Origin of the sequence: Chryseobacterium formosense (genome assembly GCF_900116415.1) — a bacterium.
GTDB classification, from domain to species: Bacteria; Bacteroidota; Bacteroidia; order Flavobacteriales; family Weeksellaceae; genus Chryseobacterium; species Chryseobacterium formosense.
In genome coordinates this window covers 1-16,517 of record NZ_FPAP01000001.1, presented here as the reverse complement: position 1 = coordinate 16,517, position 16,517 = coordinate 1, and the positions used below count along the sequence as shown (strand labels likewise).

Annotated in this window: 15 protein-coding genes and 1 other RNA gene; 8 read left to right on the top strand and 8 right to left on the bottom strand. The window is 34.7% G+C overall.

Annotation, left to right across the window (positions count from 1 at the left end; translation table 11 throughout):
• The first annotated feature begins 391 nt into the window (after window positions 1–391).
• The 4 genes from BM371_RS00080 to BM371_RS00065 all read left to right on the top strand — a co-directional run bounded on the left by BM371_RS00080 (window position 392) and on the right by BM371_RS00065 (window position 4,049).
• Window positions 392–2,050 carry a ribonucleoside-diphosphate reductase subunit alpha gene (locus BM371_RS00080; RefSeq protein WP_034674470.1) on the top strand — a complete coding sequence of 553 codons (1,659 nt, stop codon included), beginning with the start codon at window positions 392–394 and terminating at the stop codon, window positions 2,048–2,050.
• A gap of 345 nt (window positions 2,051–2,395) precedes the next feature.
• A complete protein-coding gene (locus tag BM371_RS00075) occupies window positions 2,396–2,851 on the top strand; it encodes a hypothetical protein (RefSeq protein WP_034674468.1) in 456 nt (151 codons plus the stop codon).
• Complete coding sequence (locus BM371_RS00070) at window positions 2,848–3,048, top strand: helix-turn-helix transcriptional regulator (RefSeq protein WP_034674466.1); 201 nt, start codon at window positions 2,848–2,850, stop codon at window positions 3,046–3,048. The genes BM371_RS00075 and BM371_RS00070 overlap by 4 nt, the downstream gene beginning before the upstream one ends.
• A 110-nt stretch (window positions 3,049–3,158) precedes the next feature.
• Complete coding sequence (locus BM371_RS00065; RefSeq protein WP_034674464.1) at window positions 3,159–4,049, top strand: DUF72 domain-containing protein; 891 nt, start codon at window positions 3,159–3,161, stop codon at window positions 4,047–4,049.
• 1 nt (window position 4,050) lies between these two features.
• On the opposite strand, the gene BM371_RS00060 is transcribed toward BM371_RS00065, so the two are convergent.
• From BM371_RS00060 to BM371_RS00035, 6 genes are all read right to left on the bottom strand, one after another.
• Complete coding sequence (locus BM371_RS00060; protein ID WP_081874531.1) at window positions 4,051–4,641, bottom strand: hypothetical protein; 591 nt, start codon at window positions 4,639–4,641, stop codon at window positions 4,051–4,053.
• A gap of 38 nt (window positions 4,642–4,679) precedes the next feature.
• On the bottom strand, window positions 4,680–5,324 hold the full coding sequence (locus BM371_RS00055; RefSeq protein ID WP_034674463.1) for an HD domain-containing protein: 645 nt from the start codon (window positions 5,322–5,324) through the stop codon (window positions 4,680–4,682).
• 97 nt (window positions 5,325–5,421) lie between these two features.
• Window positions 5,422–6,264 carry an alpha/beta hydrolase family protein gene (locus BM371_RS00050; RefSeq protein WP_034674462.1) on the bottom strand — a complete coding sequence of 281 codons (843 nt, stop codon included), beginning with the start codon at window positions 6,262–6,264 and terminating at the stop codon, window positions 5,422–5,424.
• A gap of 93 nt (window positions 6,265–6,357) precedes the next feature.
• A complete protein-coding gene (locus tag BM371_RS00045) occupies window positions 6,358–7,245 on the bottom strand; it encodes a ribokinase (protein ID WP_034674460.1) in 888 nt (295 codons plus the stop codon).
• A 53-nt stretch (window positions 7,246–7,298) separates the two neighbouring features.
• On the bottom strand, window positions 7,299–7,940 hold the full coding sequence (locus BM371_RS00040) for a DUF4241 domain-containing protein (RefSeq protein ID WP_034674458.1): 642 nt from the start codon (window positions 7,938–7,940) through the stop codon (window positions 7,299–7,301).
• An 86-nt stretch (window positions 7,941–8,026) separates the two neighbouring features.
• Window positions 8,027–10,642, bottom strand: coding sequence for a valine--tRNA ligase (locus tag BM371_RS00035; protein ID WP_034674455.1), 2,616 nt, complete (start codon window positions 10,640–10,642; stop codon window positions 8,027–8,029).
• 128 nt (window positions 10,643–10,770) lie between these two features.
• On the opposite strand from BM371_RS00035, the gene BM371_RS00030 reads away from it, so the two are divergent.
• The gene (locus BM371_RS00030; protein ID WP_034674454.1) at window positions 10,771–11,238 is read left to right on the top strand and encodes a DUF1573 domain-containing protein; all 468 of its coding nucleotides are present in this window, start codon (window positions 10,771–10,773) and stop codon (window positions 11,236–11,238) included.
• A 154-nt stretch (window positions 11,239–11,392) separates the two neighbouring features.
• The gene (locus BM371_RS00025) at window positions 11,393–12,265 is read left to right on the top strand and encodes a polyphosphate kinase 2 family protein (protein ID WP_034674452.1); all 873 of its coding nucleotides are present in this window, start codon (window positions 11,393–11,395) and stop codon (window positions 12,263–12,265) included.
• A 92-nt stretch (window positions 12,266–12,357) separates the two neighbouring features.
• On the opposite strand, the gene rnpB is transcribed toward BM371_RS00025, so the two are convergent.
• An RNA gene (gene rnpB / locus BM371_RS00020) (RNase P RNA component class A) lies at window positions 12,358–12,685 on the bottom strand.
• Window positions 12,686–12,864: 179 nt separating this feature from the next.
• Here rnpB and BM371_RS00015 point away from each other — a divergent pair.
• Together BM371_RS00015 and BM371_RS00010 are read left to right on the top strand one after the other, a co-directional pair.
• Window positions 12,865–13,356 carry an RNA polymerase sigma factor gene (locus BM371_RS00015; RefSeq protein WP_034674450.1) on the top strand — a complete coding sequence of 164 codons (492 nt, stop codon included), beginning with the start codon at window positions 12,865–12,867 and terminating at the stop codon, window positions 13,354–13,356.
• Entirely contained in the window at window positions 13,349–14,023 is a 675-nt protein-coding gene (locus tag BM371_RS00010; protein ID WP_034674448.1) for a hypothetical protein, read from the top strand. The genes BM371_RS00015 and BM371_RS00010 overlap by 8 nt, the downstream gene beginning before the upstream one ends.
• A 55-nt stretch (window positions 14,024–14,078) precedes the next feature.
• Here BM371_RS00010 and rpoN read toward each other — a convergent pair whose 3' ends face one another.
• Window positions 14,079–15,542, bottom strand: a complete 1,464-nt coding sequence (rpoN, locus tag BM371_RS00005) for an RNA polymerase factor sigma-54 (protein ID WP_034674444.1) — start codon at window positions 15,540–15,542, stop codon at window positions 14,079–14,081.
• Window positions 15,543–16,517 lie beyond the last annotated feature (975 nt).

Genomic DNA, 16,517 nt, shown 5'->3' with positions numbered 1-16,517 from the left:
GTCGAAACAGTTAGTATTAGAGATGTCATGCCGAGCGGAGTCGAAGCATCTCACAAACAAAATAGAGATTCCTCGTTCCTCGGAATGACAAACTTGAATCAATAAGAAAAGGCTTTTAGCCGAAACTTAAAAAAATTGCTTCGTTCCACGCAATGGCTGGATGAAGAAGTAAAGAAAACAAATCATTGTCTTAGCCCTGATTGAGCGGCCTGTCTGAGCTCTTTTTGTAATTGTGGCAGACAAACAGTTCAATAAATTACTTCAATTTGTTTGCAATAACAAAAAAAGCGAGTAGCGAAAGCAGGCAGAACAATGAGGAGAAGTACAAAACTTGATGCTCCTAAAAAATAAAAAATCAATGTACAACGTACATTTTACAATATAAAAGAACATGGAAGAACAAAATACAAATATCTGGTGGCTCAACGAAGAATCTGAGCAAATGTTGAACAGAGGTTACCTTCTGAAAGGAGAAACCGTAGACGGTGCGATTGACAGAATTACCACTGCCGCAGCAAAAAGACTATACAAACCTGAACTACAGCCTGCTTTCAAAGAAATGATTACCAAAGGCTGGATCAGTTTTTCTTCTCCGGTCTGGGCCAATATGGGAACACAGAGAGGTCTTCCAATCTCTTGTTTCAACGTTCATATTCCGGACAGTATCGAAGGAATTACCCACAAAATGGGTGAAGTCATTATGCAGACGAAAATCGGAGGCGGAACTTCAGGATATTTCGGGGAACTTCGTAACAGAGGAACTGCCGTTACCGACAACGGAAAATCTTCGGGAGCGGTTTCTTTCATGAAGCTTTTTGATACTGCAATGGATGTAGTTTCCCAAGGTGGTGTAAGAAGAGGTGCTTTCGCAGCATATCTGGATATTGACCACGGAGATATTGAAGAATTTTTATCAATCAAAGACATCGGAAGCCCGATTCAAAACCTGTTTACCGGAATTTGCGTACCTGATTACTGGATGCAGGATATGATTGATGGCGATATGGATAAGCGTAAAATCTGGGCGAGAGTTTTGGAAAGCCGTCAGCAAAAAGGTCTTCCTTATATTTTCTTTACTGACAACGTTAACAGAAACAAACCACAGGTTTATAAAGATCTTGGTTTAACGGTAAATGCAAGTAATCTATGCTCGGAAATCATGCTTCCGTCGACAAGAGAAGAGTCTTTCATCTGCTGTCTTTCTTCGATGAACCTAGAATTGTACGATGAGTGGAAAGATACGGATGCTGTAAAATTAGCCATCTACTTCCTTGACGCTGTTTTATCTGAATTTATCGAGAAAACAGAAGGAAATTACTACCTTCAGGGAGCTAGAAACTTCGCAATGCGTCACAGAGCGCTTGGTTTGGGAGTTTTAGGTTACCATTCTTATCTTCAAAAAAACATGATTCCGTTTGAAAGTTTTGAGGCGACTCAGTTCAATGCAAGAGCTTTCAGAAGAATTAAAGAACAAGCTGATATCGCGACAAGAGAATTGGCAAATATCTATGGAGAGCCAGACTTGTTAAAAGGTTACGGAATCCGTAATACAACAACCATGGCAATTGCTCCTACAACTTCCAGTTCGGCAATTTTGGGCCAAACTTCTCCAGGAATTGAGCCGTTTGCTTCGAATTATTATAAAGCTGGTTTGGCAAAAGGAAACTTCATGCGTAAGAATAAATATCTTGCTAAATTATTAGAAGAAAAAGGTCTTGACAACGAAGAAACATGGAGAACCATCATGCTGAATCACGGTTCGGTACAACACATCAATGAGTTGACTGAAGACGAGAAAGCAGTATTTAAAACCTTCAAAGAAATTTCTCCGATGGAGATCATTTCTCAGGCTGCACAAAGACAGCAATACATTGATCAGGCGCAGTCTCTGAACCTGCAGATTCCTTCAACGATGCCTGTAAAAGACGTAAATTATCTTTACATCGAAGCCTGGAAAAAAGGGGTAAAAACATTGTACTACCAAAGAAGTTCGTCTGTTTCTAAAGAAATGATGGTGAATTTTGTGACTTGTTCAGCTTGTGAAGCTTAAGATAAGAGCCTAGTAAAAAGTGTCAAGTTCTTTGGCTGTGAAAATATTAAACCGTGGAAATTTTTTCTGCGGTTTTTTTGTTTTAAAAACTTTCAACCATAAATGCTGTTTGCTGTCATCATGATTATTTTTTACCACAATGTACACAACGGCGGTTCACGAAGCTCACAACGATTGTGTTCCTTGTGAAATCTTTAGTGCTCTTCGTGGTTAAAAATCCAGGCATGAAAATAACGGTTATTAGAAAACTTTTTGTAGTGATTTATGATTCATAAATAAAAAAGTAAAATAAACTTTACAATATGTAAAATATTTTTTACATTTGAATAATTAAAAATTACAGACATGAATACATTACAACTTTTCCCACACCGCTATAAAAGAATAGGCTGGTTAATTTTTATTCCATCATTAGCTATGGGATTATTATCACTTTCAAACTTGATCAATTTTCCGGAAGTTTCGTTGCCTGTTTTTTATAATTCAGGACTACCTTTCAGCAGTGAAGAGCCAGGATTATTTAAAAATGCAGAAATAGATTTATTTCCAAATCTCTTTGGAATTTTAATCATTATCGGCGGAATTTTAATCGGTTGTTCCAAAGAAAAAATTGAGGATGAATATATTTCAAGTTTAAGATTAAAATCTGTTTTCTGGAGCCTTATTGTCACCTATTCCATTGTTTTGATTTTATTTTTAACCATCTTCGGAACACTTTTCTTCACCGTAATGATCCTGATTATGTTTTTACCATTGGTATTGTATGTTTTCAGATTTAATTATTTATTGCTTAAAAAATGAAAAACACTATTAAAATCGAAAGGGCTTTAAAAAATATTACTCAGGAAGATCTAGCAAAAAAAATTGGAGTTTCAAGACAAACGATCAATGCTATGGAAGCAGGAAAATACGTTCCTTCAACGGTCTTAGCCTTAAAAATTGCTAAGTATTTCAGTAAAAAGGTGGAGGATATTTTTGAACTGGAACCGGAAGATTAGCAATAATCAAATGTAATTTTAAAACAGATTAACACATAAACCATAGAAATTCTGTGGTTTTTGTTTTATATTTGTTAGTGTAGTTTAATAATTCCTAAAACCTAATCCCAATGAAATTCGGACAAGTAGAAGATCCTTCAAAAATAGATTTTAAGTTACCAAAAGACCATCCAAGAACGAAAGAGATTTTAAAGCAAAATAAAAAAGGACTTGAAAACATCTCTATTGGTTGTGCAAAGTGGAACAAAACCGATCTTAAAGGTTTTTACCCGAAAGGAACAAAGGATGAATTAACCTATTACGCAACTCAATTCAACTCCATTGAATTAAACGCAACTTTCTACGGAATGCCAACATCGGAACAGGTGCAAACCTGGAAGGAAAAAACACCTGCAGATTTTAAATTTTTCCCTAAAATCACCAATACTGTTTCTCATTTCAGAAGACTTTTGAATATTGATGATGTTGTGACTCAGTTTGCAACGGCAGTTCTGAATTTCGATGAAAAACTGGGAATGGTTTTTCTTCAACTTCATGATAATTTCAAGCCAAAAGATTACGAAAGGCTAGAACAATTCGTTAACAAATGGCCTAAAGAAGTTCCGTTAGCAATTGAGTTAAGAAATACAGAATGGTTTACAGATGAGGAAATTTTAGACAAAACCTGTACGCTTTTTGAAGAAAACAATATTACCAATATCATCGTCGATACCGCCGGAAGAAGAGATATGCTTCATATGCGGTTGACTACACCAAATGCGTTCATCCGATACGTAGGAGCCAATGCGGAAAGTGATTATGAAAGGCTAAACGACTGGCTGCAACATCTTACAACATGGAAAAAAGATGGTTTGCAGAATCTCTATTTCTTTGTTCATCAAAATATTGAAAAAGCATCACCTCTTTTGTCCGCCTATTTTATTGAGAATTTAAATAAAGAATGGAAAATCGATATTCATATTCCGGTAATGGGACAAGATAAAATGCCGAGTTTGTTTTAAATTATTTTCTTCTGACCAGCAAAACGAAATTGAGGAATAGTAAAAGAAAACAAAGCGTTACCCAGATTCCCATCAGCATATTTTGGTAATTGTCTTCATCAATCTCTTTTTTAGCAATATCCGATAGTTTTTCGCTTTGGTTGATGTAATTCTGTACTTCAATCATCTGATCCATATTTTTATTCGGAACTGAATGCTGCGAAAAATAAACAAGATTTTTTTTGCCTAAAAATCCTGCGATCCAGTATTCATCAGATTTATGCATCTTCAAATATTCAATTCTGTAGTATTCGGGACGGATTTTTCCGATGTGTTTGGTCTCTAAAGGTGTATTTTCATCCAGATTATTTACATTGATTACATAAAAATCCAGCGGTTGCGGAAGTTTATTGATCACCTGCAAAGACAAAGAATCGTTTACAATCCGAACAACAGATTTTTTAATAAACCAATAGGTAAAAATAGAAACTGCAAAAACAACACTTGCAATACGGAACAGTTTAGCCAACTGACCCAATCTGCCCCTTTTCAGTTTTGAAAAAAGCAGCGATAAAACCAATGACAGAAAAATAACAAAAATGATAAATCCCATATCGCAAAGATACTTATTTAAAACAGCTCATCAGAATCTTAGTCCACATTCCATTCTTTCAAAAACTGGTCGAGGAAAGCCTGCATAAATTGGTGTCTTTCTTCGGCTATTTTTTTGCCTTCATGGGTGTTCATCAAATCTTTCAGAAGTAATAATTTTTCGTAGAAATGATTAATGGTTGTTCCGTTCGATTTTTTGTATTCTTCCTTCGACATATTCAGTTTTGGCTGAATATCGGGATGATACATAAGGTTATTTTTAAAACCTCCGAAATTGAATGTTCTGCCAATTCCTATCGCTCCGATGGCATCAATTCTGTCTGCATCCTGAACGATTTTTAATTCGATTGGTAAATCTTTGGGAGTTTCTCCCCTGTTTTTAAATGAAATATTCTGAATCACGAATAAAACCTGCTGAATAATCTTTTCTTCAACATTCTGACTTTCTAAAAACTCTCTCGAGATTTTTAAGGCTAAAGTTTCGTCCCCATTATGAAATTTAGGATCGGCAATGTCGTGCAACAGTGCAGAAAGTTCTACAACTTCCAGATTACATTCTTCAGTCTGAGCAATTTTTCTGGAAAGTTTCCAGACTCTTTCGATGTGAAACCAATCGTGTCCTGCTTCTGCTCCTTCAAGTTTTTCCTTTACGAATTGAATTGTGTTTTCTATAACGTAGCTCATTTGAATTAAATTTTAATGTAGATTATGCTTAAACCACCCCGTCTAAATTTTCTTTGAAAATTTATCCACCCCTCCTTTGGAGGGAAATTTTTACTGCTTAACCTTTGATGTTATCTAAAACAATATTCCAAAGCTTTTTATTATAACTTCTGAAAAAATTGACGTGCCCAATTTCACTTTTTTCCGATTCAGAAGTCTTCAAAAGTCTGTAAGTCGGTTTAAGATCAGAATAAACATCACTGAGAAGACTTTTCACCCCTTTTTCAGTTAACCAAACATCATCTTCAGCATATAAAACCAATACTTTTTGATTTAATTTTTTAGAATAATCATTTGTTTTAAGCAATAATTTTCCGGTGGATTTCTTGTTCAAAATTAAGGTTCTCCAGTCATAAGCGCAATTTTTTGGAAGACTTTCTCCCAACCCGAACCAATGCGCTGGAAAATAACCAAATAGCTCTGTGAAAAACGGCTGTGCCAATCCAAAACCGAAAAAAGCTTCCATTTTTGTGTTCCATTTCAGGTTTCCGATGAATGCATTTTGAGTGGCGACGAAAACAAATCTCTCAAATATTTCTGATCTTTCATTCATTCCTACGATTAAAGCGCCGACAGAGTGTCCTAAACAAAACTTCTGGTAATCTGGAAAATTATTCACAACAAATTCGGTAATCGTTCTGAAATCTTCACTTCCCCACATTCGCATCGAAGCTTTAAAATTTCTCATTTTCTGAGGTTTTGAGAGTCCAATTCCACGATAGTCGTACGTAATAACTGTAAATCCTTTTTCGGCAAAAAACTGGGCAAAAGAAAAGTAAACCTGCTGTTTCACTCCGGTTGCGGAATTGATCACGATGATTTTGCCGTTGTCGTTTTCTGGTTTAAAAAGATGTGCAGTAAGATGAATTTGGTCTTGAGTGGTCAGTATCAGTTTTTCCATGAACAAGAAATAAAAAAATCCACATCAAATGTGGAAATTTTACTTTTATAAATCTTTATTATTGAAGACTTTTCAATATGCATTAAATATCGTTTAGATCAAATCTTTAAGATAAGGAAGAGCCGACTGCGCACCTTTCCCCAAAGAAACTTTTGAAGAAACAAGATTTCCGAATTTCACGCAGTCTTCAAGGGTGTTTTTATGACACAAAGCCACGGCAAAACCCGAGGTAAAAGCATCTCCCATTCCCATTTTATACACCATGCTTTCATTTTCGTTACGGAAGTATTTCATTTCGGTTCCGTCGAAATAAATAGTCGAATTGGTTTCGTCTCTTACAAATAACTTATTGAAATACTTTTTAAGGATATCTTCTCTCTGATCTTCTCCGAAAATTATTGAAAGTTCATTGGTTTTAGCCACAATAAAATCTACCTGATCAAGAATTTCATCACTCAATTTTGTTCCCGGTGATGCGTAAAGACCTACTAATTTACCCAGATCTTTTGCTTTCTTTATTGTGTATTCTATTACTTCTATCGGAATTTCTAACTGAACCAGAACAAGGTCGGATGAATAAATATATTTTTCAGCATCACTAATTTGTTTTATGGAAACATTTTTATTGGCAGCAGGATCTACTACAATCGAAAAATCTCTGCCACAATTGGTGACATAGGCAATTCCCGTAGATTCCTGATCGGTTTCATAAACAAAACCTACATTTACGTTTTCATTCACAAGGTTACGCATGATTTGCTGCCCTAAAGGATCGACCCCGACACAACCGACAAAGTAAACACTTGCTCCCAATCTCGCCGTGCCCACTGCCTGATTGGCACCTTTTCCTCCAAAATGATTTTCCGAGAGCCTTGCAACCACTGTTTCATTGCATGTTGGAATTTTTTCGGTATACAATACCAAATCTAATGAACAACTGCCTACAACTACAATTTTTGGATGTTCTGAAGAAAAATTCATAACTTATTTCGTTAAACTTGCCAATAAATATGACCTACTAAATGTAAGGAATTTTAATTGACCAATATCTCAATAAATTCTGTAATTATTTTTACCGGATTATTTTTATCGTCAAATCCTATATAGCTTGCATAAAAACCTTCTCCATAACCAGTTTCGAAAGCAAAAATATTTCCCGGATTTTCTTCATTAGGTTTTAAAAATGCAAACTGGTCTATCGCTCCGTTTTCATCAAAAAAATGCTCATGAAAAAACTCTTCATATATCCCCATGAAATCGTCTCCTTTTCTCTGGAAAAGTTTTTGTTCTAAAAGATTAAGCTGCTCCTGAGTTTGCAGATCCATAAAACAACCCATCCCGCTTTCTACGGGATAACCGAAAACTTCACCATCAGAAAGTTCTTTAATATTCTGATTGCTCGTAGTCGCCATTTTCCATGAAGAAATGTTGGCATTGCTGAAAATAATTTCGGCATAAGCAACACAATTGCTTTCTCTTTCTTTATGAAGCAAAACCTGAAAGTCTCCTTTTGGAAACTCAGTAGAAAAAGGCTGCATATCATTGGTGATTAAAGGATCACAGGCAACCAGTTTTCCGGTCGAAAGATATATTTTTCCGACTTCAAAACTTTCTAATAACGGACTTTCTACAAAGTCTTTAGAGAAAAGTTTTTCTATATTTTCTAAGTGTGTCATTATTTTTTGCTGGGTGTTTGATGATGGAAGCTGGATGTTTTTATGATGACTTTAAAATCATCCGACATCCAGCTTCCGACATCCTCCTACAATGTTTTTAGCTTCTCTTCCAAAATCGCAATTTTATCGAGAGCATCTTGTTGTTTTTTACGCTCTACTTCTACAATTTCCGGTTTTGCGTTGGCAACAAACTTTTCGTTTGAAAGTTTTTTATCAACAGAAATTAGGAATCCTTTTAAATATTTTAATTCTTCTTCAGTCTTCGCTTTTTCTTCTCCTAAATCTAAGTTTTCACTTAAAGGAATAGAAATTTCCGTTGCACCCACCAAAAATGTAAAGCTCGGCTTATCTGTTTTTGTTCCAAAATGAATTTCTGAAACGTTGGCTAGTTTTTTAATCACTGATTCGTTCGCAAATTCTGAAGCGTTTGTGTAAATTTCAGCTACTTCTCTTGGAGAAATTCCTTTTGTCTGACGGTAATTTCTAACTCCCGAAATTACTTCTGATGCTGTTTCGAAGTTTTTGATAATATCCTCATTAAATGCTTCTGCTTTTTTCTGCTGAGCGATAATTAATGCATCCTCAATATTTCTGTCTGAAATCAATTGCCAGATTTCTTCTGATTGGAACGGTAAAAACGGATGAACCAGTTTCATTAATTCTTCAAAAAGTGCAACTGTTTTGTTGTAAACTTCTTTTGAAATTCCTTCTCCGTAATTGGGTTTAATTGCTTCTAAATACCAACCACAGAAATCATCCCAAATCAGCTTATAAATTAAATGTAAAGCATCAGAAATTCTGAATTTTTCAAACTGATCATTAATTTCAATGATTGTTTTGTTTAATTTATTTTCAAACCATTCAATTGCCTGAATTTCTGTTGAATTCGCTGGCTTATCTTCATGATTCCACATGTTGATCAACCGGAAAGCACTCCAGATCTTCGTCATGAAATTTCTTCCCTGAAGCATTAAATCTTCATCAAAAAGAAGATCGTTTCCTGCTGCAGAACTTAATAAAATTCCTACACGAACTCCGTCTGCTCCATATTTATCCATCAATTCCAACGGATCTGGTGAATTTCCTAAAGATTTTGACATCTTTCTTCTCTGCTTATCTCTTACAATTCCTGTAAAATAAACATTTTTGAAAGGAACTTCTTTTCTGTATTCCAATCCAGCCATGATCATTCTCGCAACCCAAAAGAAAATAATATCCGGACCTGTAACCAAATCTGAAGTCGGGTAATAATAATTAATGTCTTTATTTTCAGGATCAAGCAATCCGTCGAAAACAGACATTGGCCACAACCATGAGGAGAACCATGTATCAAGAGCGTCTTCGTCCTGACGAAGATTTGAAATTTGCAGATTCGAAATTTGAGATTTTTGTTTCGCAAGTTCTAACGCCTCTTCGATGCTTTCTGCAACTACGAAATCATTTTCTCCATCACCATAGTAATACGCAGGAATTTGCTGTCCCCACCACAATTGACGGGAAATATTCCAGTCGCGGATGTTTTCCATCCAGTGTTTGTAGGTATTTTTAAACTTTTCAGGATAGAATTTTACTTCGTCATCCATTACAACATCCAAGGCAGGTTTTGCAATTTCAGACATTTTTAAGAACCACTGAACAGAAACTTTAGGTTCGATAACTGCTCCCGTTCTTTCTGAAGTTCCCACTTTATTTACATAATCTTCTGCTTTCAGCAATAGATCTTTTTCTTCTAATTCTTTCGTGATTTGTTTTCTTACATCGAACCTATTTTTACCGGCGTAATGTAAACCGTGCTCATTAAGATTTCCGTCATCATCCAAAGCATCAATCATTTGAAGATTGTGTTTTTGTCCGATTTCGTAGTCGTTAATATCGTGAGCCGGCGTAATTTTCAAAGCACCTGTTCCGAATTCGATATCAACATATTCGTCTTCAATGATAGGAATTACTCTGTTTACGATCGGTACGATTACTTTTTTACCTTTCAAATGAGCGTATCTCTCATCTTTAGGATTGATACAAACCGCAGTATCTCCGAAAATCGTTTCAGGACGTGTTGTAGCTACCGAAAGGAATTCTTCCGAACCTTCGATTTTATATTTTAGGAAATATAATTTTCCGTTTTGTTCTTTAAAAATTACTTCTTCATCAGAAATATTGGTTTTCGCTTCCGGATCCCAGTTTACCATTCTGTAGCCTCGATAAATCAACCCTTTATTGTATAAATCAACAAAAGATTTGATTACCTGCTGAGAAAGTTTAGGTTCCATTGTGAAACGGGTTCTGTCCCAATCGCAAGAACAGCCCAGTTTTTTCAATTGCTCAAGAATTGTTCCTCCATATTTGTCAGTCCAGTCCCAAGCATGTTTTAAGAATTCTTCGCGAGTAATATCAGATTTATTGACCTCTTCAGACTTCAGTTTAGCAACAACTTTAGCTTCCGTAGCAATGGAAGCGTGATCTGTTCCCGGAACCCAACAAGCATTAAAGCCCTGCATTCTTGCACGACGGATCAGAACATCCTGAATGGTATTATTCAGCATATGCCCCATGTGCAAAATCCCCGTAACGTTTGGCGGAGGAATTACAACAGTGTAAGGCGGCTTTTCATTTGGCTCCGAGTGGAAATATTTATTCTCCAACCAGTAATTGTACCACTTTTGTTCTGTTTCCTGTGGATTGTACTTTTCTGAAATCTGCATAAATTCTAGTTTCTTTAACTTATAATCTGCAAAAATAGTTTAATCTAAAAAAATGTAAGCACTAATTAAAATAATTTTTAACTTTGTTTCTCAAAATTTATCTAACAAACATATTAACATTCAAGAATATGAAAAATTTATTTGCAGGAATTGCATTATTCGGAACATTTGCATTAGCATCTGCGCAAACTATCACATTTGATAAAACTACCTATGAATATGGTCAGATTAAACCAAATTCTGACGGAACAAGATTCTTTACAGTAACGAATACAGGTGATAAGCCTCTTATTATTTCTAATGTAAAGCCATCTTGCGGATGTACAACACCGGAATTCAGCACTGCACCGATTGCTCCTGGTAAATCTGCTAAAATTAAAGTTGGATATAACACTGCAAGTGTTTCTCCTTTCAACAAAATGATCGAGGTATTTTCTAACGATCCTGTAAACAGCAGAAGTGTAATTTACATCAAAGGAGAAGTTACTCCTAATGCTCCGGATCCAAAACCATTAACTCCGGCAGAGCTTAAAGCTAAAGCTAAAGAAGAGAAAAAAGCTGCTAAAGCTGCAAAAAAAGTAGCAGCAGCAAAATAAATTTCTACTTAAAATATCTAAACCGTCTCAATCGAGGCGGTTTTTTTTATTACATTTATGTTGGGTTTAGTTGATGGCTGATTGATTTTGGTTAATGGAATCTGCTAAACATTAATTTTTGATTTAAATTCTAAACTTTAAATAAATTAAAAACATGAATAATAATTTCTCAGATGACTTTCAGGTAAAAGGAAAATTTTCAATCAAAAAATCTTCAACAGAATACAAAGGAAAACTTACAAAAGAAGAAGGTGTACAAATACTTATTAGTGAAAAAGAAAAACTTAGAGAATTACAGGAAAAGCTTTACGCTGATGGAAGCAAATCTCTATTGGTGGTACTTCAGGCAATGGATGCAGCGGGAAAAGACAGTTTGATTGAACACGTTTTCGGCGGAGTAAATCCTCAAGGCTGTAATGTAACAAGTTTTAAAACGCCAAGTTCAAGAGAATATTCACACGATTTTCTGTGGAGGCATTATTTGGCTCTTCCCCAAAAAGGAATGATCGGAATTTTCAACCGTTCTCATTACGAAAGTGTTTTAGTCTGCAAAGTGCACCCTGAATATAATTTAAGCGAAAAAACATGGGATTCTGTCAAAGATTTTGATGATAAATTCTGGGAAAACAGATATGAAAGCATTCGAAATTTTGAAAAACATCTTGCTCAAAACGGAACTACAATTGTTAAGATATTTTTACATGTTTCTAAAGACGAGCAAAAGAAAAGATTATTAGACCGCATCAATGAACAGGAAAAAAACTGGAAATTTTCAGCTTCTGATCTTCCCGAAAGAGCATTATTTCCGAAGTATATGGAGTGCTATGAAACTGCCATTAATGAAACCTCTAAAGATCATGCTCCTTGGTATGTGATTCCGGCTGATAATAAATGGTTTGCCAGACTTTCTGCGATACAGATCATTATTGATACTTTAGAAAAAATGGATTTGAAATTTCCTGAGCTTTCAGACGAAGATAGAAAAGATTTGGATGATGCTAAAAAGCAATTGGAAAGCGAGAAATAATTTGGATGGAAGATGGAAGTTTGAAGATTGAGGTTTAAATCATTCAGTTTAAAAACTTCCCTCTTCCAACTTCTATCTTCTATCTTAAAAAAATCACGAGAAAATCTATAAGCCGGATTTTGTCTCCCAAAAATTCGGGATGCCTGTTATTTATCTGCGTTTTACATTACTGCAAAACTTGAGCTGATTACCCCTCGGTTTTCAGGACGAGCCGCCCCTATTTCCATTGCTGAAAAGAACCGATATACTTATCATTGCACCGCAAAGAGTTTACCTGGTTTCACTACAGCCGAACTGTACCTGCTTTCTGTTGCACTTGTCCTATCCTCACGGATGACGGATGTTATCCGCTTTGCTGCTCTATGGTGTCCGGACTTTCCTACCCTTACCGAAATAAGAATCAACAAGCCGACTTTCTCGTGGCTGCAAAGATAGGAAATTGCCGTAGATAAAAAGTGAATTGTGAATAGTCAATTCGTTTCCTTGTCAATTTTTGAAACTTTATAACTAAATTTTCAAAATAAAATTCACAATTGACTTACAAAGTAAAATTCACAATTGATTAATAATTATTATCTTCGTGCCGTTATACATTTATTGTGATTTCTAAAGAGAAAGAGTTTGCGCAGCTTGTGAAAGATAATCAGGGATTGATAATCAAGGTTTCGCGTCTTTATACCAATTCACTGGAAGATGAGGAAGATCTTTTTCAGGAAATTGTTTTGCAGCTGTGGAGAAGCTATGATTCTTTTAAAGGGAATTCAAAAATTTCTACTTGGATGTACCGTGTTGCGCTGAACACAGCAATCACTCTTTTCAGAAAAAAAAGTAAAAGTTTACAAACCAATGAGCTCGACATCAATCACAGAGATTTTATCGAAGATGATGATGACAAACAGCAGCAAATTTCACTTCTTTACACCGTAATCAAAACTTTACCCAATGTAGAAAGGGCAATCGTGATGATGTATCTCGATGATCTTCCTTATAAAGATATTGCAGAAAATTTAGGTATAACTGAGGTAAATGCACGTGTGAAAATGAACAGATTAAAGAAAATCCTTAAAGAAAAAATGGAAAAACATGCCTGAATTTGATTTAGACAGCTTTAAGAAAACCTGGCAGGAACAGCCTGTTCAACCGAAATACGATGATAATGAGATTCTGAAAATGCTCAATAAAAAGTCACGCAACTATATGAAATATATTTTCTGGATCAGCGTGGCAGAGTTTTTATTTTTCAGTTTAATGGGAATATTTTACCTCGTAAACAGCAATGAATTCGACAGCCTGCTTAATATTCTTGAAAAAATGGGTGTACAGCGTAATGATACTATTCAAAATAGCCTTGATACCATTTATTTAGTAATTAAAATTCTAAGTCTTTTAGTAACAGGATTTTTTGTTATAAAATTTTATCAGAATTATCGTAAAATAAAAATCGAAGAAGATCTTAAATTGTTTATCATCAGGATAATTACTTTCAAAAAGACGGTCAATGCGTTCATCTTAACCAATATTGGATTATTATTAATTGTCATCGGAGCACTGACTGCTTTTGCATTTTATATTTTTAATTCTCAACAGATACACCTTTCACGTTCTTCTCTGATGAGTTTTATAATAGCAATATCTGTAAGTACAATCTTGTGCGTTACTTTGATCTGGATTTATTACAGACTTGTTTACGGAATTATTATGAACAGGCTCGACAAGAATTTGAATCAGCTTAAAGAAATAGAATCTCAGGAAAATTAAATTCACTTATCAAAATACAAAAAAAGCATTTCAAAATTTGAAATGCTTTTTATTTTTAAAGCTCTTTTCTCAGTCTTGCAACCGGAATATTGAGCTGTTCACGGTATTTTGCAATTGTTCTTCGGGCAATGTTGTAGCCTTGCTCTTTTAAAATAACCACTAAAGCATCATCTGTTAAAGGCTTTCTTTTATTTTCCTTACTAATTACTTCCTGCAGGTGATTTTTGATTTCTTTTGTGGAAACTTCCTCACCATCATCATTCGTAAGACTGTCGGAGAATAGATCTTTCAGATAAATAATTCCGTTCGGAGTATCCGCATACTTACTTTTTACTACCCTTGAAATTGTAGAAATATCAAAACCTGTGATATCTGCAATATCTTTCAGGATCATTGGTCTTAATGACTTCTCATCACCTGTAATAAAATAATTATGCTGGAATTTCACAATCGCAGTAATTGTCTGCAATAAAGTATTCTGACGCTGATTAATGGCATCAATATACCATTTTGCAGCATCAAGCTTTTGTTTAATAAATAAAGCCGCTTGCTTGTGCTCAGACGAGTTTTTATCGTGTGAATAGGTCGTTAAAATATCTTTATATTCCTCAGAAACTCTAAGTGTCGGAGCATTTTTGCTATTTAACATAGGAATAACCTGCCCGTCTTTCACCTGAATTACAAAATCCGGAATAATCTCCTGATTAATGGTAATCGTTTGAGTATCGAAATTTCCACCTACTTTCGGAGACAATTTAGATATTTCTTCTAAGGCATCTTTCAGATCTTCCTCTTCAATATCATATTTCTGAATAATTTTGTTGTAGTGCTTATTTGTAAGAGCATCAAACTGATGTCTTAAAATATTTGCTGCCAACGAAACTGCTTTATCTGCGCTTACTTTCTTTTCAATTTGCAATAAAAGGCATTCCTGCAAACCTCTTGCTCCCACGCCAGACGGATCCAGCTTTTGCACATAGTTTTCAAGAATATCTTCTACTTTTTCTTTTGTAGTGTAAATCCCTTGAGAAAATGCAAGATCATCAACGATGGACTTAATTTCTCTTCTCAGATAACCATCTGTATCAAGATTACCAATAATATATTCAGCTATTTTCAGATCCTCTTCATTGATATTGATAAGGTTAATCTGTTCCATCAGATAGTCAAAAAGCGATTGTCCTTCAGTCAAAAGACTTTCGTTATCAAAATCTTCGTCATCTGCGGAATAATTGCTTGATGCAGTTTTATAGCTTGGTTCATCATCATACAGATATTCGTTCACATCAAAATCTGTCTCGATACTTTCTGTACCTTCACTTTCATAATTATCTTCCAAAGAAGCATATTCATCTTCTTTAGATTCATCCTTAGCAATTTCTAATGCAGGGTTTTCTTCAAGTTCCCTTTCAAGTTCTTCCTCAAACTCCAAAGTATGAAGCTGTATCAGCTTCATCAGTTGAATCTGCTGCGGTGCAAGTTTCTGACCTAATTTAAGTTGTAAATGTTGTTTTAGCATATTCTACTTCGTGTCTGTTAACATAATATCTACGAATTTAATGTTTTTTTTTGAAAATATAAACATTTAGCATGATTTTTGTACTCATAAATTTGTAAAGCTGATACAATTGTGTATCAGCTTTATTTACAGGAGTTTATTACACTTTTGTACTTTATTAGGATCTATTTCCTTCTATTTGCATTTACGCCTCACTTCTTCGATACTTTTTTATTAGCAATACTTAATTTTCTATGCTTGTTGCATGGTAAATGCTTTTATTTAGGCTATTCGAACAGGATTTTATATAAAAGCTTACACTCCTACGGAGCAGAATAAATTAATATTAATAATTATTAGCTCTTTTGTTTTTATTGTCAATATTGCTCTTACAGTTCGTTTTAATTTATTTGTAGTTTTAAACGTTTATGATTTTATTAAGTCGTGCTATATATTCAGTGGGTTTTGTCTAGAGAGCTCCGTAGGAGCGATACCTTTATAGACATTATAGATTTTGTAGAAAAGGTTTCATATCCATTTTATGAAGCTCCTTAGGAGCGGCACAATCTTCTATATTGATCCGTATTCATCTAAATCTGTGTTCACCAACGGATCTTATCACTTTTGTCTGTTTATTCACGTTTTATGCTTGACATATGTTATTAAACTAAAGACAGAACTCTAAATTTTGTTTGAAATTGAAACCTATTCATTTGTATTTGAAATATTAAATATCAAATCAAGGATTTAGATTTTTTAATACTGGATATTGAGCTTTAAGTACTGGATTTTAATTGTTGAATACCAAATCTTAAATCTCGGATTTTGAATATGGAATTTTGAATATTCTGTTATAAACGAAAAAAGTCTCATACAAATACATGTATGAGACTTTAGCATAAAAAAAGTCCTCTAATCTTACGATTGAGGACTTAAAAAAAAACTGGCGGCGACCTACTCTCCCGCTTTCGCAGTACCATCGGCGCTGGTGGGCTT